Genomic DNA, 19,178 nt, shown 5'->3' with positions numbered 1-19,178 from the left:
GCGTGTCAGCGGCGACGCGGTATCGAAATCGCGCGATCGATAGATATATGCGATACATATACGCTACACCGGATTGTCAAGTGACCCACAAGGAACCCCGTTCAGTGGCGACGGATCTCAAGCTGTTGCATTCGATGTCGATCGTGCGTCACTGCGATTTGAGTTGAGGAAAGGCGTGCGGTGGATATGAGCCGCGAGCTGGTTTCGTCGTGTCAATGCGAATCTATGTGCGCGGTTGCCGGGAAACGATGGGCGCGTCTTCTCCCGTGAGTTCTCGATACAGACGCACAGCTCTTTTACGAACCGGTGGGATCTTCACGAATTGACGTTGCTGCCCTTGTTCTCCGACTTCTAACCGGAACTCGTGAATTTGCGCAGTGACGTGTTCCGGCAACCTTTTCCCATCGAGCACTTCGTACCATGCGCCGCGCTCTTTCGCAATAACTCCTTCCGCAATCAGCGCTGGAATGTCGACCGGAGTGACAAGCTTGCGTGCCATGGCGACGAGCTGCTCCCGTTGCGACGATATTGGGAGTGATGAGAACACAGCTGCAGTAGGTGATGACGGTGATGACGATGATGTAGCTGCAGCGATGTTATCCTGAGTCACTGGTGTGCTTGATGCGAGTTCGCGCGTGAAGCACTCCGCGTATAATTGCTCGATGCTGCTGACTTCATCTCCCGTAAGTGAAGCAAACTCCTTTTGGCGCGAGCGTTTGGAAAAATGACCGTGTCCTTGCTGCAGGAAGCCATGCAGTAGCTCGACCATGCGGGCTGGCAAATCTACAATCAGCTGTACTCGTGTCGCGAATCGATCATAACCTTCGAGATACGCTACCTCGTCCGGAAGGTCACGCTCCACCGTCGTAGCGACGCATTCATACAGAAACTCTGCATGCGCAGTGGCATCGAAGTATCGGTAATACTGAGCGGTCTCGTTCAGCACGTTCACGTTGCCGCGCTCGGTCGGCTCCCAGTTGATGTAGGGAAGTAGCGGCTTGGAGTATGATTCGAGCACGCGCTTGTAGGCATCCAGCTCGCGAAGGATTGCTGCGCTTACCGGAAAGACTACGCCGGGCGGATTATAGCCAGTGATTGCCAACGCATGATGGATCAACCATCTGTGTAGTCGACCGTTGCCGTCTTCGAATGGATGGATGTACACAAATCCGAACGCCGCGGTCGCTGCTGCAACTACAGGGTCGAGACCTCCTGCAACGGCGCGGGATACGTACTCGACGACCCCGGTAAGCAGATCGCGGAGGTCTTTGGCACGTGCGCTTATGTGCTCGGGCAGCGGCTCCTGGGTGAGACGGTCACGATCGCCAACAAAGCCGCCGTCTTCCCTCAGCCCGAGATGGACGAAGCGAGCATCGCCAATGACGATTTGCTGGAGGCGTTCGAGTTCGTCGAGACTCAACGGTCGAGCGCCAGCTTGCCCGATCGCCTGCGCCCAGCGCGCAGTCCTCTGGCGCGAAGGACGCTCGCCTTCGATGTCGAACGAGGAGCGGCTATCGCTCAGGAGCAGAAATGCCGCAGCTCTCGCAATGACGTCGCCATGCGTGCGGCCCAGTACTTCGCGAGCTCGGCGGTTTAACTGTTTTGCGGCAACTGTATTGAGGGCCTGAGTCCTGCGTACGAGTGGGCTGAACGCACGCGTACCAGGAAGGTTGTCGATGACGCGGTGGCGTGTCGACATGGCCCCCCTCGAAAGGGCAAACTGCTGAGCCGGGTTCAGCACGGGCACCGCGCGGACCTTCCCCGCATTCGGAAGTGCCAGTGTTTGGCCAGTGAGCCACTCGTACAAGAACCAAATCCTCCGTGCGTAGCTGCCGGTCGGCGTTGCTCGGATGAGCGCCTCAAATTCTGCGGGGGGGACAATCTTGGTCAGAGCGTTGATTACGCCGAGATCAACGCCCTCCCACTTGAGCGCAAACTCCAACTGCCCTGCCAGTGTCTCCTCAGGTCTGTGTCTGGGGGTCACCAGCAACCATTCGGCAGTCGACCGTGGATGGTGCCGCTCCGCCACGGCCGCTAGCCGCGGCGGCAGGGGGAGCTGGAGGTCATATAGGCGAATGAGCCCGGCGTAGCCAGCAGGCGAGGCAGGCTCATGGAGTGGCCGCCCGTGAAAAGACATCACACCCCGTGAAATTCCTTCACTTTTTAATTCTTTATTAGACAATTAGTCACTCAAGGCGAATGCAAGGTAGGTAGGCAAAAAAAAGGCCCACTTTATTCACTAGTCGCGAAAAATATTCACTGAAGTCTAAATGTGTGTGAATCTTATCACTAGGTCCCTAGCTCCGTCACAGGCCATTTGCGCGCCTTTTTGGGACATTTTCCCTAGGTTGAGGACACAATCCAGACGGCCAAGCTACCGAGAGATGTGGAATGGGTACGTCGACGACCCTGTAGCTCTCTAGACAGCCTAGCCATGCGTCGGGGCGGCTGACGGGCCCCTGGATCCGCACGCCAATTAAGGCCGGTTGCCCCCGGTTGCTGCAGGCTGGTTCCTCACAAAAATCGAAAGGCACCACCATGGCGCCGATTAGAAGAGACCAGACCTTCCTAATTGTGCGGTGAGGCAGCGAGGGCCTAACACGGATTCATAAGGAGGTAGTGCCGGGTTTTTTTCGGTATATTATCGATACCCAGTGTCAACCGCAGTAGCTCAGTTTCCCTAGCCGTCATCTCTGACATGGCGAACGCAATCGTTCCGCGTCTCCAAGGCGACGAATATCAAGCCCGAGTCTTTTGGACGGAGGCGACCCGATTATTCCAGGACAACCCCATTGTCACGGCCGTGGGATTTGAAGTCGATGGGATACGTGTCTTTGACGACGTCGCGGTGTTCTATGGTGGTACGCACCGTGACGGGACGGACCCCGACGTCCGTGCGGACTACTTCCAGGTCAAGTTTCACGTCGCCCAGGATGGCGCGTTCACTGCAGCAGCCCTGACCGACCCAGCCTTTATCGGAGCTGAGATGGTTTCGCTCCTGCAACGGCTCCGCGACGCCCAGCGGCGGCACGCGCCTACCGGCCGCGAGGCGAGGTTCATCATCCTTGCACCGTGGCCGATTGCCCACGACGACGTCTTGGGAGAACTCTACAGCAACGCAAACGAGTCCCTGCGCCTTGACCGATTGGCAGCCGGTGGCCCAAAGAGCAAGATGGGACGCACGCGCGCCATGTGGCGGTCGCACCTCGGTCTTAGTACTGACGAGGAGCTGTTTCTGGTGCTTCGGACATTGCGTATTCGGACGAGCCATCCACCGCTCGACGGACTGCTCAGGTACTTGAATCCGCTACTGATCAACGCTGGGATGAGGCCATATCCTGATGGGAAAGTGGCCAATCTGTACGATGGGTTGCCGGGAAAATTGATGCAGGCAGGACAGCGTCAGTTTACACGCGACCAACTTGCCGAGGTGATTGCCCGAGAAGGCTTACATCAGCCGCGACCTGCGACAGCGCGAGAGGCAGGTCGTCAGATCGGGATTCGGAGCTTTCGGCGTTGGGCGGAAAACATGGACGACGAAACAGAGCGCATTCTGTGTCTCTTGCCGCATTTTGATGGTCGGAATATCCGCGACGCATCGCTTTGGAACAAACAGTTGGCACCAGCGGTGCGGGACTACCTCCAAGATGCGATAAACGGTGCGGAAGCGGTCGACCTGCATCTGGATACGCACTTGTCCGTTGCATTCACCGCAGGGTGGTGCCTCGATCCGAAGACGGGTGTCGTTGCTAACCCGGTCCAACGCGGTGTGAACGGGCGCACGACATGGTGTCTTGCCGACGGCCCCCCATGCCATGACGAGCATGTCTGGACACAGCGTGTTATCGAACTTACCGGCGCACCCGATGTCGCGGTCGTCCTGAGCGTGTCGCGGGCGGCGATCGCCGAGGCCGAATTGTTCATTCGCGAGCATCTGCCAGCCGTTGGACAAATCATTGAATTAAATCCGTGTAGTGGTACTGGCAGCGGATCGATTCGCGATGCAGCGCACGCGCGTCGCTTGGCTGACGACGCGGCTGAGATAGTTGCAGCAGCGCAACAGCAACGTCCGCGCAACACAGTAGTGCACGTCTTTGCCGCAGCCCCCAACGGACTGATGTTCTTTTTGGGCCAGGTCGCGCGTGTCTGGGGGCGCTGCATAATGTATGAGCACGACTTCGATCGGACTCAGCCCACGGCGTATACACCTTCTGTGTCTCTACCGTTTCCATTAACCACGATTTCTGGAGGGGTACCTGCCCGTGGATCTAAAATCTCAGTTTGACAAGTTCCTCGCAGATATTCGGCTGACGACAAGTCAAGAAGCCGAACTGCGAGATGCCCACCGGTTATTACGGGAGCGTCTCAACAGCCATGCAACGATGAAAGGCGTCATCATCGGCGATTTTCTGCAAGGCAGCTACCGACGCAAAACGGCGACGCGGCCCAAGAATGACAACCGTGCTGACGTGGACATTGTCGTTGTTACCACGCTGTCTGAGGCCGAGTACACGCCACAACAGGCGATGAATGTCTTCGTTCCTTTTCTTAACACGCATTATGCGGGGAAATGGGAATTCCAAGGCCGCTCGATTGGCATTACGATGTCCCAAGTGAGCCTTGACGTTGTGGTGACGTCAGCCCCGTCTGAGATACTCGCCAAAGCACTCCGCGCCGAAAGTATTCGTTCTGAAGCGGCGCTAGACGAGGAAGATTGGCAACCGTCGCTGGACTGGGTACCGAGCGCGATGCGTGCTAATAGCCTACAGCGCGCAGGGCAGACCCCACAGTGGAAACTCGACCCGCTTCGCATTCCTGATCGCGATGCTCAGGGGTGGGACGATACGAATCCGCTAGAGCAGATTCGGTTCACCTGGGAGAAGAACAGGCAGTGCAGCGGGCACTACGTGAACGTAGTGAAAGCGGTGAAGTGGTGGAGACGGATCAATCCAGAACCAAAATATCCCAAAGGATATCCGGCCGAGCATTTGATCGGCGTCTGCTGTCCGAACGGTATTTCGAGCATCGCGGAAGGTGTGACATTGGCGCTCGAAGAGATGGTGCGCCGTTATGAAGTTGACGTCGCGCTCGAGCGCATCCCCGTTGTTTCGGATCATGGGGTGCCAGCTCACAATGTTCTTCATCGTCTCACTCCCGCCGACTTCAAAGTGTTCTATGAGAAGCTGAAGCCTGCGGCGGCCATCGCGAGGCAGGCATTCGATAGCGACTCTCGCGAAACGGCGACGCAGCTTTGGCAGAAACTCTTCGGCACGACATTTCCGCTTGGGCCTGCGCGCGGCGGGAATAATGAAGGAGGTGACGGCGGCGGGTATTCTCCACGGGGCGGACCGACGATCATTCCAACGTCCGGGGAGCGATGGGGTTAAGGCGTCCGCTGTCGCCCAAGTTAGCAGCGCCTGTACCTTCGCAAGCACTCAACGATGCGCGTGACGCACTTGAGGTGCTTGATGGCGTCGATGTGCTCGAGGCGTGGCAATGGAACACTGTCGAGCGCTGCTGGACGATAAGCTGTCGATTCACCATTCCTACTGAAGGGCACGGTGTGCCCAGGCGAAGCGACTGGGTGGTGCTTGTCGAAGCCACATATCCGTGGGGTTACATCCATCTCCAGCCGGCCATGCGGAACAGTGTCGAAGCCACATTTCCGCACCAGCTTTTGAACCGTCCAGCCAACGTCGGTCGCCCTTGGCGAACTGGGCGAATCTGCGTCGACACGGGCGTGCGTGCCTTGGGCCGCCAAGGCGTCGACCGGGAACCATTTTCAGTCGCCGGGCGCCTACGTTGGCGGCTGGAGCGAACACGCCGATGGCTTGAAGTGGCGGCGTGTGGCGGGCTCGTTCGGCCCGGTGACCCATTCGAGCTCCCGGACTTCGGCTCGTTACCGAAGCCGCTCGTCGCGTTCGGCGAGAACGTCGATTCGCTGGAGACATGGGATGGTGAGAAGGCCCGCTATGGTGTGGTCAGACTAGTGCGGCTTCGGCAGCGGCCACCGGTGCTGGTCGCGAAAAGCTTCCACGATCCGGGAGGCCGCGAGGTGTACGCGCCACGTTGGGGTACTTATATCAACGATCCTGAGCGTCCGTCCGAAGATGGATTGTGGCTTCGGTTCAATGGAACCCCGCACATCGAGCCGTGGAAGGCTCCGATGACTTGGGGTGAACTTCGCCGAGCAGCAGCCGAGCAAGATATCAATCTAGACGAGGCGCTGCAGCGGCTTCTGGAGCGCACACGCTTTGGCGGTGCGTCGCGCCTCTTGGTTGGCTTCCCGATTCCGGCAGTGGTGGATGGCGCGGCGAGGAACATGTTCTGGCAGGCGCTACAACTACCTGAGATTCCTATCGAAACAGGTATGTCATCGCCTGGGTTCAGACCCGGACGAGCACGCCCCACCGACGTGACCCGATTGGCGGCCTTCCGTGACGAATGTTCGCTAACATGGCTCCATTCCGAAAATTGGCATGCGGATACAGTGGCCGCGCGCGGGCAGCTTCCTGAAGTACTGACCGACGCAGAGGTGGTCTTGATCGGTGCTGGTGCGCTTGGGTCGGCTATAGGAGAGATGCTGGTGCGCGGTGGGTTGCGTCGCCTGACCGTATACGATCACGACCTCGTAATGGCGGGAAATCTCGTCCGCCATACGCTCACGCTGGCGGACGTAGGCAGCTTTAAGGCCGCAGCACTCGCGGACCGGCTCAACGCAATGTCAGCCCGTACTGAAGTCCGTGCAATCACTCAGGCATTCCCCCCAGATGACGAGGTATCCCATGCGTTGTTGCGCACGACGGACATCATTATTGATGCCACAGGCGAGAATGCGGTAGCTCACGCGCTGTCTACGTACCGGTGGAACAGCCCGAAGATATTTGTCTCGATTTCGCTCGGACTATTCGCGTGGGCGGGATTTTCGTTTTTTTCTATCGGTGAATCGTTTCTAATGGAGGATATGTTGACTGCGTTACGCCCATGGCTCGATCGACAAGCAGAGCGGTTTCGCGACGCAGAGTGGCCTCGCGAAGGTGTCGGTTGCTGGCATCCGGTATTCCCAGCGCGCGGTGATGAAGTGTGGATGTTGGCATCATCCGCACTGCAGCATCTGGTAGAGCTTGTGCAGTCAGAGTCGGATGCATCTGAGCTTGTGGTATTTGAGCGCGTGGAAGAAAATGGTCTATTCTTGGGACTCCGGCGTGTGCTCAGTGTCTGATCTGGAACACTGGTCTGAAGACTTGCGTTTCGGCCTATGCGTTGGCGATGCTAGTGTGAAATTGATGCTCGAAGAGTGCGTGCGAGCTCGCTCAGGGGAGACTGGAGGAATTCTCATCGGTCATTACAGCGATGGGCACGATTGCGCGATCGTAGATCGAGTTACTTCTCCCTCCATTGACTCGAAGTTCGGCTCGACGTGGTTCTACAGAGGCGTTAATGGACTCCAACGCATGCTGGACCACTACTGGCGACAGGGAGAGGGCTTCTATCTCGGCGAGTGGCACTTCCATCCGAGTGCGGCTCCGACACCCAGCCCCAAAGATCATAACTCGATGCGACGCATTGCAGGATCCTACCTCTACAACTGTCCCGAACCCGTACTCTTCATCATTGGCGGCGACCCACATGGAAGATGGTCAACGTCCGCGACTGTATTTCCGAGAGGCAAAACACCGGCCGTCCTAGCGGCGGCTACGCATGCGGGGAAGAAGGTAGAGGAAAGAATATCTCGGTAAAATTCCGCGGCTCTTTTTTTTGGAGTGTATACCCCGTTTGATGGACAGGTAATGCCTAAAGGATCCGCGACGTTCCCCCACTGATGAGTCCAATTCTAGGCCGACAGCCGAGTTGATTGCGAATCATCGACAAACGTAATGGTGGCGTGTATCGTCCTTACACTACTTGCCAAGAGTGAAAGAGCAAGGCGCAATTCACTTTCGTGAATTGCGCCTTGCGGGCATGAACTCGATGTTTCATGGAGGGGCGAGCATGGTTCGCCATTTAGCCTGGCAGCAATTTTGTATTGCTGTAGTTCTCGCGGCAACGTCATTCGTGACTCCTTCGCGCGTCGAAGCGCAAGTTCCCGCGAAAGCTATCGGCATAGGGTTCGGTGTGGACACTACGATAGCCGATGTCCATAGCATCGTCGCGCTCACCAGTGCTTATCTGGCAAAGCCAGATTCATCCGCTCGCGCTCGTGGGTTGTGGAGTATGGGAACGAAGCTTGATGCGGGATTCGGCGACATTGCATTGACCGCCTACCAGGGTTTCAATGCTACGATCGTCGCCGTTACTCCGGCATTCCCTGGAGACAGCGTCTATGCTGTGAAGATCTTACACGCGACGAGCTCGACGAGCGGCAAGCCTGTGTCTGCCCTGGCACTTCAACGGCTGTTCGCCGTACGGACGCCAGGATCGCCCTTTGGATGGCAACTGGCGAATGCGCTCCCTCGAGTCACGCGTGATTGGCGGAGGCGGGATGTTGGACGAATCACATTCTGGTACGCTCCCGGTCAGAAAGAATCTCCCAGCAAGGCGACCGAGACTGCTCGATTCGTCGACTCGGTCGCCAAGCTCTTCGCCGTGACGCCGCCAGCGCATATCGATGCCTATGTCACAGCTTCGACCGATGAGGCATGGCGCGCTGTTGGCCTCGACTTCTTTCCTGATGGCTCAGGCCCAGATACAGGATTTGGCGGGCGTTCAATCCCGCCCGCGGGGATCGTCCTGATTGGAGATCCAAGAGTGGGCGAAGACTATCTGCACGAATTCGTGCATGTGGTGCTATCGCCAACTTTACACCCCGGGAATGCCTTATTCAACGAAGGGGTCGCAGTATGGCTTGGTGGTCACGATGGGCACCCAGCATTGCAGATGTATCCGTTGTTGCGGAAGTACCAATCGGATCACCCCACTGTCACGATAGCTCCGCTACTGCACGGTGGTGCTCCTGGCGGATCTGCGGCAAGCGATGCTATGTACACGACTGATGCGTTGATCGTTCAAGCTATCTTCCACCGTTCCGGAATACCCGGATTACTTAGATTCGCAAAGGTAGTCGGCTCAAGCGACTCGGTGCTTGCGCGCTTACCGGAGTTCGTAGGGCTCACGGCGAAGGAAAGTATCGACGGATGGTGGCGCGCCGAGACTGAAAGAGTGGCAAGCATGCTCGCCCCAGGTAACGGCATGTCCTGCTCGACATGCGCATCCGTCGTTCGCGGGGCCGCGAAATGCAACGTGGGTCCCGAGCCCCGAAATTTGGCCTTGCAGCCCCAGACGACGAAAGCGCGCACTCAAACCGACGCGCGCGCTCCCGTAAACTGTTGCAATTAAGTCACTTACATAAGTCGGGGTGGCCGGATTTGAACCGGCGACGTTTTGCTCCCGAAGCGTGGGCGGGGAGGGTCTTACAACAACAAGCAGCTCGGCTACTCGGCGTTTCCCGGCGACATGTCGTCAAGCTGGTCGACAGCGGGCTCCTGCAAGCCCACCACGCCGGTATAAGGCCCGGCTTGTACGGGCCACAGACGATGTTGCTGCGGTGTGGCCACAACGTCCTCGCCGTGAAGCCTCACCATTCACCCCGCGCAGCACGAAAGCTGCTTCACGTCCCTGTTGAAGGTCTGCGCCGCGAGCTTTAGCCCCTCGACCATTGTCAGGTACGGGAACAATTGGTCGGCGAGTTCCTGCACCGACATGCGCGCCCGGATGGCGAGCGCCGCTGTCTGGATCAGCTCGCCGGCTTCGGATGCAACCGTCTGCACGCCGATCAAACGGCCCGATCCCGCCTCGGCCACGAGCTTGATGAACCCTTGCGTGTCGAAGTTGACTAGTGCGCGTGGGACGTTGTCCAGTGTGAGCGTACGGCTGTCGGTCTCGATGCCTTGCACATGTGCAGTGTCCTCCGACAGACCAACGGTGGCGACCTGTGGGTCGGTAAACACCACCGCTGGCATGGCGGTGAGATCGAGCCGGGCGTCTCCACCGGTCATGTTGATTGCGGCACGCGTGCCGGCCGCCGCCGCTACATAAACGAATTGCGGCTGGTCACTGCAGTCTCCGGCCGCAAAGATGTTCGGTGCGCTCGTGCGCATCGCTGGATCTACGACTATGGCGCCCTGCGCATTCATCAGCACCCCTGCGCCGTCGAGGTTCAGCTCTCGCGTGTTTGGCGTGCGGCCGGTTGCGACCATGAGCTCATCCGCGGTAATGATGCCGACGTCTGTGGTAAGCTGGAATTCTCCGTTCGCATGAGCGACGTGGCTGGCCTGCGTGTATTCCAGCACTGTGATTCGTTCGGCACGGAAGGCCGCCGTCACGGCTTTGCCGATCTCGGGGTCTTCGCGCAAGAACAGTGTGTTGCGTGCCAGGATCGTGACGTTGCTACCCAACCGCGCGAAGGCCTGTGCCAGCTCGACGGCGACCACCGACGAACCGATGATGGCGAGCCTTTGTGGAATGACGGTGCTCACCAGTGCTTCGGTGGAGGTCCAGTACGGCGTGTTCTTCAAGCCCGGCACGGGTGGTACGGCCGGGCTTGCGCCGGTGGCAATCAGGCAGCGGTCGAAACGTACTTCAGTTTCTCGGCCGGCGGGGAGTGTGACGATGAGTGATCCCGCATCCCGGAAATGTGCGCTTCCGTGCACGACGTGAATGTTCGGATTTGCATTCAGGATACTCTCATACTTGGCGTGGCGCAGTTCATCTACGCGGCCCTGCTGCTGCGCGAGCAGTTGGTCACGCCGAACCGTCGGCGCCGTGTTGGAAATTCCCTCGTCGAACGGACTCGTGCGGCGCAGATGGGCGATATGGGCGGCGCGGATCATGATCTTCGATGGCACGCAGCCGATGTTGATGCAGGTACCGCCGATGGGTCCGCGCTCAATGAGTGTGACTTGAGCGCCGAGTTCAGCGGCCTTGATCGCGCCGGCCATGGCCCCACCGCCGGTGCCGATGATGGCCACGCGGAGGCGCTGCTCCGTATCGATGTGCCTAACACCGGCACGCTCGGTGCGGCCGATGCGAGTTGTCGTAACTGGTTGTTCGTTCATGATATTCGTGAAAGGTGACGGCGCTAGCTTGTTCGGGATGACGTAATGGAAATGCGTCTACGACGTCATCCTGGCCACGCACTCAGGTCGAGGCCGAGCTTGTGTTCGGTGCATCGCAGACTTTATACGGTGGAGCTACCAGGTCCCAGATTGATACCGCAACCATCAGTACAAGACCGGGATAGAGCAGCCACGCGGTGGGCCAGCCATACAGCACCATGAACAACGCGGCGGCCATCACGAGTAGCGGGCCAATGAGGCCGAGCGCCGTGCGAAGCCATTGCTTGTGACGCATGCCGCTGACGAGGTTGGCCAGCAGCGCGATGAGTGCAAAGAGCGGCAGCAGGTAGCGGATGAATACCCCCTCAAACTGACTGAGAAAGCCCAACCCGATAGCGGCACCAAGGCTCGCGAGGGCGGGAAAGCATGCCGCGCAGCCCATCGCTGCAATGATTGCGCCGATGACGCCGACCTTGTCGGCACCGCGCGTGAGGGAATCATCTCTGGTCAAATTTTCCTTAGACATGTGGCTGGCCTTCCGAGATTCGGTTTTAGGGACGGGTTGGCCTTGCACTATTCTGTCCGGACATGTGCCTGTTTCCGTCCAAGTCTGGTATATAGGGGCAGAATATATTTCCGTACTCAAGTACGGTGTCAAGGAAGCGGAGTCAAACCAAATGGACAGTATTTCGGATGGCCTGACCATCGGAGTATTTGCTACTGAGGCCGGGGTCAATGTTGAAACGATCCGCTTCTACCAGCGTAAGGGCCTGATACGCGAGCCGCACCGGGTCTTTGGCAGCATTCGCCGCTACAATGGTGCGGACGTGGCGCGAGTAAAGTTTGTAAAGGCAGCCCAGCGGCTGGGCTTCACCCTGGATGAGATTGGCGAACTGCTGAAGCTCGAGGACGGCACCCATTGCAGCGAGGCCGCAAGGCTCGGTGCCGTACGGCTTGCAGATGTGCGCGCTCGTCTGGCCGATCTTGCGCGGATGGAGATTGCGCTGTCAAAACTAGTGAGTGAATGTCGCGCGCATTACGACCCCGTGCGCTGTCCGCTTATCGATGCGTTGCGATGAAGATGACGCTCCTTCTGTACGAGAGCGGCTTAGTAGCGACTTGGGCACACGTAGCGCACATGCCGACTGACCTCGCGGGCGGCCTTGACTCCGTACTACAGTACGGAGCTTATCGTAGATGGTGGGGACGTTTCAACGCGAATGGGATATCATGAGCGATTCATTCGATCTGGTCGTTATTGGAACTGGAGCTGGTGGCTCAGGGCCTGCGTCAAAGTGCAGCGCCGCAGGATGGCGCGTGGCCATTGTCGATGACCAGCCGTACGGTGGTACCTGTGCGGTTCGCGGCTGTGATCCAAAGAAGGTTCTTGTCGGCGGCGCCGCAGTGATTGACTGGCAGCGCCGGATGACCGGCTCCGGCATCGAAGGCGACACACGGATCGACTGGCCCGCGCTGATGCGCTTCAAGCGGACGTTCACCGGGCCGGTTCCCGCGCGCACCGAGGCGGCGTTCGAGAAGGCCGGGATCGTTGCGTTTCACGGTCGTGCCCACTTCACGGCGGACGATCGCATGGTTGTCACTGACCGCGATGGTAACACGCGTGAGATTCATGCGAAGCAGTTCGTCATCGCCAGCGGCGCCACACCGGTTCCACTCCATATCCCGGGTGAGGAGCACGTTCGCACGAGCACTGATTTCCTGGAGCTCGACGAGTTGCCGGTACGCATCGCCTTCATCGGAGCGGGCTACATCTCGTTCGAATTCGCCCACATCGTGCAGCGCGCAGGAAGTCATGCGGTAATGCTTGGCCGCGGCGCACCGCTCGCGCACTTCGATCAGGATCTGGTACAACGGCTTGTAGCCCACACGAGAAGTGTGGGCATCGATCTTAGGATAGGCGTCGATGTAACTGCGGTCGAGAAACACGGCAGCTGGTATCGCGTGCACGTTGCGACAGAGTCCGGGACAGGGGTGATCGAGGCGGATCTCGTGGTGCACGGAGCCGGCCGTATCCCCAGGACGAAACGGCTCGACCTGGAGTTGGGGCGTGTGGATGTGGACAAGCGGGGGGCAATCGTGGTGAACGAGTTCATGCAGAGCACGACAAACCCGCGCGTCTATGCGGCGGGCGATTGCGCACTCTCACGGGGCTCGCTCCCGCTCACACCAGTCGCGGGGCACGAGGGGATCATCGTCGCATCCAACCTACTGCACGGCAACACGAAACGACCGGACTATCGGGGCATACCGAGCGTGGTATTTACAGAGCCTCCGCTCGCAACCGTGGGTCTGACGGAGGCGGAAGCTCGCCAGCAGGGGCTCGATATTCGTGTGAAGTGCGGGGACACGGCAGGCTGGTTCTCAAACCGGCGGGTGCACGAGCTTGTGCCATGTTCAAGACCATCGTCGACAACGACACGGATCGCGTCCTCGGTGCTCACCTCCTGGGGCCCGACGCCGCCGATGTCATCAACATTTTTGCGCTCGCCGCGAGGCACGAACTGACTGCGTCAGACCTGAGGCACATGATCTACGCGTATCCCACCAGCTCGAGCGACGTCAGCTACATGCTTTAACGATGCCGATGCAATTCAAGGGCGTGGCCATCTGCCGAGTGGTCTCCGATCTGTCGGTCGAATCGCATGGGCGCAGGATATGACGATCCCGTACCCACACATCCCGCCTGTCATTGTCTCCATCGGACCGCTTGCGATCCGATGGTACGGCGTCATGTACGCCGTGGGCTACGTGCTCGGCTATCGTCTCGTCCGCACGCAGACGGCACGCGCTGTTCTGCCAATCAGCAAGGCTGACCTCGACAGCTGGATTGGGTATCTCGTCATCGGGATGCTCGTTGGGGCTCGTCTGATCTACGCGGCCGTATATGACCGACCGCAGTTCGTGCGAGATCCGATGGAACTACTGCGTGTCTGGCACGGAGGCCTCTCCTTTCACGGCGCTGTTCTTGGGATTACAATTGCTTGCGTGCTATTCGCGCGCGTACACAGAGTCCGCTTTCTCGCAGTTGCTGATCTGCTCGCGCTGGCCGGAACACCGGGACTGTTCTTCGGTCGAATGGGAAACTTCATCAATGGCGAGCTGTACGGTCGCCCGAGCAACGTGGCGTGGGCGATGGTGTTTCCTACCGACCCTCTCCGTATTCCGCGGCATCCGTCGCAGCTGTACGAGGCTCTTGCGGAGGGTGTGTTGCTCGGACTCATCATCTGGACCCTCGCGCGCTTGAGTCTCGCACGCGGCTGGTACCGCTCCGGGTTATTGGCTAGTGCGTTCCTGATCGGGTATGGCGTGTTCCGTTTTCTTATCGAGTTCACGCGGCAACCTGACGCGCAGCTCGGGCTCATTGTTGGTCCGTTCAGCATGGGCCAGATATTGTCGGTCGGCATGCCGGTCCTTGGCGTCTTGCTCCTGGTTTTTGTCACGCGTAGCCCGCCTGTGGACTAGAAGGGGTCGCCGTCGGGCGTGTACGCCACTGGATCTCATTCATGCTACTGAGTGGCGCTCTTGACCGTGCCGCACGTAGTGCTTCACATACGCCGGGAGCCCTGGCCGCGTCTCCCAGCGCGTGTTCACGTGTCCGATCCCGTGCCAATTATCCTGGGAAATCTGGGATTGCTCGTCGATAATAGGCCAACGAACGCGGCACTCCTCCTATTCGGCCGTGAGCCGCAACGGCGATGTCGATCCGCCGTCATCTCTGCGGCGTTCTTCCGAACCATCAACGATTTTGACGCCTATCCCAACTGTACGGGAACCGTTTTCGAACAGATTGATTCGGCGCTTCGCATTGTCGCGCTGTCGAACCCGTCACGGATCACGTTCCAGGATCAGGATAATGACGCGCATCGTATCGATGCGGGCGAAGACCGTGGGGGCGATGTGATCGAGCGTACTCGGCGACAGGAGACGTCGGGCTATCCTGATCTTGCGATCAAAGAAGCGATCACAAATGCTGTGGTCCATCGCGACTACACACGTGTAGGTACTGAGGTTCAACTTCGGATGTATTCCGATCGATTGGTGCTTATGAGCCCCGGAGCGCTCCTAACGGGCATCACGCCTGAAATGCTCCGCCAAGATCCGCATCGCTCAGAGCGGCGGAATCCACTCGTTGCCGAAATTTGTTTCATTGACTATTGGGTCGAGCGCTACGGGACCGGCACGACGCGCATGCTTGAGCTTTGCCGCGAGGCGCGGCTACCAGATCCAGAATTCATTGCTGAACCGGGCGGATTTGCTGTCATCTTCCGGAAGAGCTTATGGACGCCTGAGAGGCTTACTGAGCTAGGTCTGAACGATCGGCAAATCGCAACCGTTCTCGCATTGCGTGAGGAACCGGTGATTACGACTGCGGTCTATATGAGGGTCGCTGGTGTGTCTGAGGCTACTGCTCTTCGCGACCTTCGTTTCCTGACCAATAAAGGCGTGTTGCTCGCACAGGGTGCGGGTCGAGCGACGCATTATGTCCTGATGCGTACATTCATGCTAAACCCGTCAATCCCGTCATAATCCCGTCATAATCCCGTCAATCCGGTCAATCGTAGATCGCCATCTGAGAGTTCTGTGGGACAAGCCTATCCTTGGAGCTCAAGCGGAGGGAAAGGGATCTTCCTTCAATCTCAGGCCAACACGACATGATCTGTCTGGAGACGTACGGCAAGCACCTTTAAGCCTGCCGCTGCGGCTATGCGCGTTTCGGCGTGAGCGGAATTGTCACCTGACTTGCTCCGTGGAGTGGAGACGCGTCTTCAACAATGGAACAAATCTGCGCCTCATCGCACCGTGCGCTCAGTTCACCGCTCCGCTCAATCAAGGCCGCCAATTCCAGTTGGAAGCTGCGTAGCTGACGCAGTTTCTGGTCGACTTCGACGAGCTTGGCGGCCAACGCGCGCTGAACATGTCCACATGGACACGCGCCTTGCGCTGCGAGGTCGAGGATTTCCTTGATCTCGTCCAGTGGAAGGCCGAGCGCCTGCGCTTTACGGATAAACGCGATGCGTTCGATCAACTCGGAAGTGTAGAGACGATATCCCGCTTCCGTACGCTCCGGCGCTGGAATCAGTCCTTCGCGCTCGTAGTAGTGCAGCGTCTGCACGCCAATGCTGAGCCGTTTCGCTACGTCTCCGGCGAGCAATCTTCGTGCATTCTGCCCGGCCGACATGTCCGTCCCAGATCCAGTCACGGTCGTCCCTCTCGATCATGTTGGTACCTACTCCACAACGCTCTCACCTGCCGTACTCCAGAAGATGCGAGTGTCACTGCAATCGAGCCGATGAGCTCGGGCCACGTTTCGCCATCTCAGGCCTCACAAGCATGATACACTCTCTACTTAAGTAGAGAGTCAAGGGTTATTAGTTCAGGACGGTCAGTCACGTCTACTGCTGCTGGTGCTCATTGCGGAAAAGTGGCACGGCGAGGGTTGCTGTCAGGAGCTGGAATGTCCCAAAGAGGATTAGTGCAGAGGCGAAGCCAAGGCCCAGTGCTGCACCGAAGATGAGGCTGCCGAGCCCAAACCCGGTGAAGAGGAGAAACACATTGAGACCCATCGCTTGGCCGCCACGGGGGCCGCCCAAACTCGTGACAATGCCGGCCAGGAGCGGCTGCGTCATGTCATAACCGAGCGAGAGCACGGTGACGACTATCGCCGCCGCGGTCAGCGGAAGTCTTGGCACGAGCAGCATTGCTGCGGTGGCTGCAATTGCGAGCCCGGAAGGAACAAGCCAGCGTCGCCCCCACCGATCAGCTGCGCGCCCAATAATGGGGCCCAGTGCGAAACCGGGTATACCATAGCCCAAGAGCGCGAGCCCGATTCCGACCTCGCCCAAGCCGTAGCGGCGCACAAAATAGAGCCCAAGCCATGTGAAGACGCCTGAGTGGAAGACGGCGTTGGTGAACACGTACGCGTAGGTCCGGAGACCGCGCCCAGGTGCAAGCAGTGTGCGGTAGGCCGTCACAAGATCGCGAATGGGGCCGCGTGCTCGGTTCCCAGAATCGAGCAGGTGTCGATCGTGGATTACCAACGCCGCCACAGGAAGCGTAAGTGCGCCAACAGAGAGGAAAACACCGCGCCACCCGAGCGCCGGCTCCAACACCGCGCCCAAGGTTGAACCGGTAGCCATCCCACCAGCCATCGCTCCGAACAACCATCCCAGCGGCCGTCCACGCGCCTCGTAAGGGTAGAGCGCGCCTATGAGGGCGAGGCCCAACGGCACCAGCCCACTCGTGCCCAGCGCAGTCGCAACGCGCCAAGCGAGGAGCCCCCATATGGATTGCGCCGTCGCAGTGAGCGGAACGAGGACGACGAATGCAGCAAGAGAGCCAAGCATCAGACGGCTCCGGCCGAAGCGGTCCGCTAATGGGCCGTACGCGAGCGTAGCAATTCCGTAGGGGATCAGGTACGCAGGCACAATGAGACCCGCTGTCGCGACAGGTGCGCCCAAAACCTCGGCGAGCCGCGGGATGAGCGGTGCGACCATGTACGCTTGGAAGAACACCAGGAAGGTGGCTGCTGCAAGCGATCGAACGAGGCGCTCGCGGTCTCGGGAAGAGGCGTCCGACGGCGAGCGGTCAGCGGTTTGCGTCATTGCCGAAACTTGAGCACTCTACTCGGCTAGAGGTCAAGCGCTCCAGCCGAGTCGGCCGTCGAGACGCATACGAGATGTGCGCAGCCTGACCGGCCGGAGCCCAACTCTCGAGTGCATCCTGCTCGCTTGACTCTCTACCGAGTAGACGATGTAGCTTATGACGTTAGACGGTTACTACCACAAGGTGAGGAGTGATGCACTTTCCATCGTTCACCCGTGTGCAGCGAGCCACGCTAGCGGCAGCGGGTGCTGTGCTTGTGCTCGGCGCAGTTGTGGCCGTCCGATCGGACTCTTATCCGACTTCGATCGAGAGCAGCGTTGCGGCATCAACTGAGTATTCTGCGCATACCAGCACGGTTCTCCGCACGACCGCCGACACCAGACAGGTCATTCTGCATGTGAGTGGCATGTACTGCGTAAGTTGCGAGCACACGATCACTGCTATGCTCAAGCGCGCGCCCGGTGTAGAACGCGCAGTCGTGAGCGTCCAGCGCTCTCAGGCTATCGTCGTCTACGATCCCACGAAGACCTCCCCCGCCAAGCTCATTGAGGTCATCACGAACCTCGGATATCGGGCAACGGTGCAGCGAGCGTAGCGCGATCGGTATCGTGTCCCGTGATTGCGATGTTAAGACATCGTACAAACGCTATAACTTTCGCTAACTTCTTCCAACGGTCGCTACTGGATCGTCGCCAGTTGAACGAAGTAAATCGAGAGTCCGAGGAGAGTGACCCCACTCACTACCTCGACAGCGCGGCGAGCTCGGTCGACGCGCTCGAGCCAGACTCCGATCCGACCCGCGAAGAGTCCGACCGCGAGGAACGGGAGGCCGCGCCCCATGCCATAGGCAAGCGACAACGCCGCGCCGTAGGTCGGTCGCCCGACAGCCGCTGCCGCGGTGAGGAGGAGCAGCAGTGGTCCTGCAGATGTCGTAATCGTGGCGACGCTATAAAAAACGCCGTAAGCGAAGGCTCCGAGCACACCACTGCGCTGACGTACAGCGGGGTCCGGAACACGCTTGCGGAGCGCCGGACCAGCGAGCGTGGCGAGCCCCGCCGCGAAGGTCAGAGCCGCCGCGCCCAAGGCAAACGCCGCGTTCCAGCGCGTGAGCAGGCGCCCGATCACGGCCGCGATCGTGCCAAGCACCGTGAGTGTGAGCGTCAGGCCGACGAAGAACGAGACCGAGAGCGCGACTCCATACCTTCGTCGCGCGCGCGCATCCGCCGCAACCACGGTCCGCGCATCCCCGGGTGATCCGACGTAGCCAACGATCCCTACGACCGCAGGGAGCGTACAGGGGCACGAACTGGTCGAGAATATCCCGCCAGCAATCGCGACCGATAGTGCTACTAGCGGGTAGTGCGCGACAGCATTCGAGAGGTGGTCAATGAAATCTGCTGGATTCATTCGACCGTCTCATTCCGCATTCCAGGGTTGTGCGACGAGAACAACCGCAGTGCCGGTCGTATCACCGAAGTTTCACCACCGAAGTTTCACCTA

15 protein-coding genes and 1 pseudogene are annotated in these 19,178 nt (G+C 59.1%); 10 read left to right on the top strand and 6 right to left on the bottom strand.

The window, feature by feature from the left end; genetic code table 11:
* Window positions 1-223: 223 nt before the first annotated feature.
* Window positions 224-1,699 (bottom strand): Fic family protein, encoded by a 1,476-nt coding sequence (locus V4529_08175; GenBank protein ID MES2358310.1) that lies wholly within the window; start codon window positions 1,697-1,699, stop codon window positions 224-226.
* Window positions 1,700-2,698: 999 nt separating this feature from the next.
* On the opposite strand from V4529_08175, the gene V4529_08170 reads away from it, so the two are divergent.
* The 4 genes from V4529_08170 (at window position 2,699) to V4529_08155 (ending at window position 9,336) form a co-directional block, all read left to right on the top strand.
* On the top strand, window positions 2,699-4,285 hold the full coding sequence (locus V4529_08170; protein MES2358309.1) for an SAVED domain-containing protein: 1,587 nt from the start codon (window positions 2,699-2,701) through the stop codon (window positions 4,283-4,285).
* A complete protein-coding gene (locus V4529_08165) occupies window positions 4,263-5,387 on the top strand; it encodes a nucleotidyltransferase (GenBank protein MES2358308.1) in 1,125 nt (374 codons plus the stop codon). The genes V4529_08170 and V4529_08165 overlap by 23 nt, the downstream gene beginning before the upstream one ends.
* Before the next feature lie 74 nt (window positions 5,388-5,461).
* Window positions 5,462-7,222 (top strand): ThiF family adenylyltransferase, encoded by a 1,761-nt coding sequence (locus V4529_08160; protein ID MES2358307.1) that lies wholly within the window; start codon window positions 5,462-5,464, stop codon window positions 7,220-7,222.
* Window positions 7,223-7,914: 692 nt separating this feature from the next.
* Complete coding sequence (locus V4529_08155) at window positions 7,915-9,336, top strand: hypothetical protein (GenBank protein ID MES2358306.1); 1,422 nt, start codon at window positions 7,915-7,917, stop codon at window positions 9,334-9,336.
* Between the two features lie 245 nt (window positions 9,337-9,581).
* Here V4529_08155 and merA read toward each other — a convergent pair.
* Both merA and merC read right to left on the bottom strand, forming a co-directional pair.
* Window positions 9,582-10,997, bottom strand: a pseudogene (gene merA / locus V4529_08150) (mercury(II) reductase).
* A gap of 139 nt (window positions 10,998-11,136) precedes the next feature.
* The gene (gene merC / locus V4529_08145) at window positions 11,137-11,580 is read right to left on the bottom strand and encodes an organomercurial transporter MerC (GenBank protein MES2358305.1); all 444 of its coding nucleotides are present in this window, start codon (window positions 11,578-11,580) and stop codon (window positions 11,137-11,139) included.
* A 151-nt stretch (window positions 11,581-11,731) separates the two neighbouring features.
* Between merC and merR the strand changes: the two genes are divergently transcribed.
* The 5 genes from merR to V4529_08120 all read left to right on the top strand — a co-directional run bounded on the left by merR (window position 11,732) and on the right by V4529_08120 (window position 15,602).
* Entirely contained in the window at window positions 11,732-12,133 is a 402-nt protein-coding gene (gene merR / locus V4529_08140; GenBank protein ID MES2358304.1) for an Hg(II)-responsive transcriptional regulator, read from the top strand.
* A gap of 151 nt (window positions 12,134-12,284) precedes the next feature.
* The gene (locus V4529_08135; protein ID MES2358303.1) at window positions 12,285-13,580 is read left to right on the top strand and encodes an NAD(P)/FAD-dependent oxidoreductase; all 1,296 of its coding nucleotides are present in this window, start codon (window positions 12,285-12,287) and stop codon (window positions 13,578-13,580) included.
* On the top strand, window positions 13,520-13,651 hold the full coding sequence (locus V4529_08130) for a hypothetical protein (protein ID MES2358302.1): 132 nt from the start codon (window positions 13,520-13,522) through the stop codon (window positions 13,649-13,651). Before V4529_08135 ends, V4529_08130 begins: the two co-directional genes overlap by 61 nt.
* Before the next feature lie 79 nt (window positions 13,652-13,730).
* On the top strand, window positions 13,731-14,537 hold the full coding sequence (lgt, locus tag V4529_08125; protein MES2358301.1) for a prolipoprotein diacylglyceryl transferase: 807 nt from the start codon (window positions 13,731-13,733) through the stop codon (window positions 14,535-14,537).
* 129 nt (window positions 14,538-14,666) lie between these two features.
* A complete protein-coding gene (locus V4529_08120) occupies window positions 14,667-15,602 on the top strand; it encodes an ATP-binding protein (protein MES2358300.1) in 936 nt (311 codons plus the stop codon).
* Between the two features lie 175 nt (window positions 15,603-15,777).
* Here V4529_08120 and V4529_08115 read toward each other — a convergent pair whose 3' ends face one another.
* Window positions 15,778-16,254, bottom strand: a complete 477-nt coding sequence (locus tag V4529_08115; protein ID MES2358299.1) for a heavy metal-responsive transcriptional regulator — start codon at window positions 16,252-16,254, stop codon at window positions 15,778-15,780.
* A 214-nt stretch (window positions 16,255-16,468) separates the two neighbouring features.
* Window positions 16,469-17,677 (bottom strand): MFS transporter, encoded by a 1,209-nt coding sequence (locus tag V4529_08110; protein MES2358298.1) that lies wholly within the window; start codon window positions 17,675-17,677, stop codon window positions 16,469-16,471.
* A 194-nt stretch (window positions 17,678-17,871) separates the two neighbouring features.
* On the opposite strand from V4529_08110, the gene V4529_08105 reads away from it, so the two are divergent.
* Complete coding sequence (locus V4529_08105) at window positions 17,872-18,273, top strand: heavy metal-associated domain-containing protein (protein ID MES2358297.1); 402 nt, start codon at window positions 17,872-17,874, stop codon at window positions 18,271-18,273.
* 83 nt (window positions 18,274-18,356) lie between these two features.
* Here the strand turns inward: V4529_08105 and V4529_08100 are convergent, their stop codons facing one another.
* Window positions 18,357-19,085, bottom strand: a complete 729-nt coding sequence (locus V4529_08100) for a cytochrome c biogenesis protein CcdA (GenBank protein MES2358296.1) — start codon at window positions 19,083-19,085, stop codon at window positions 18,357-18,359.
* Window positions 19,086-19,178: the final 93 nt, after the last annotated feature.

It is taken from the genome of Gemmatimonadota bacterium (genome assembly GCA_040388625.1).
GTDB lineage: Bacteria > Gemmatimonadota > Gemmatimonadetes > Gemmatimonadales > Gemmatimonadaceae > Fen-1247.
Note: the sequence above shows the minus strand (reverse complement) of the source record. Positions and strands in the feature narration are given on the sequence as shown.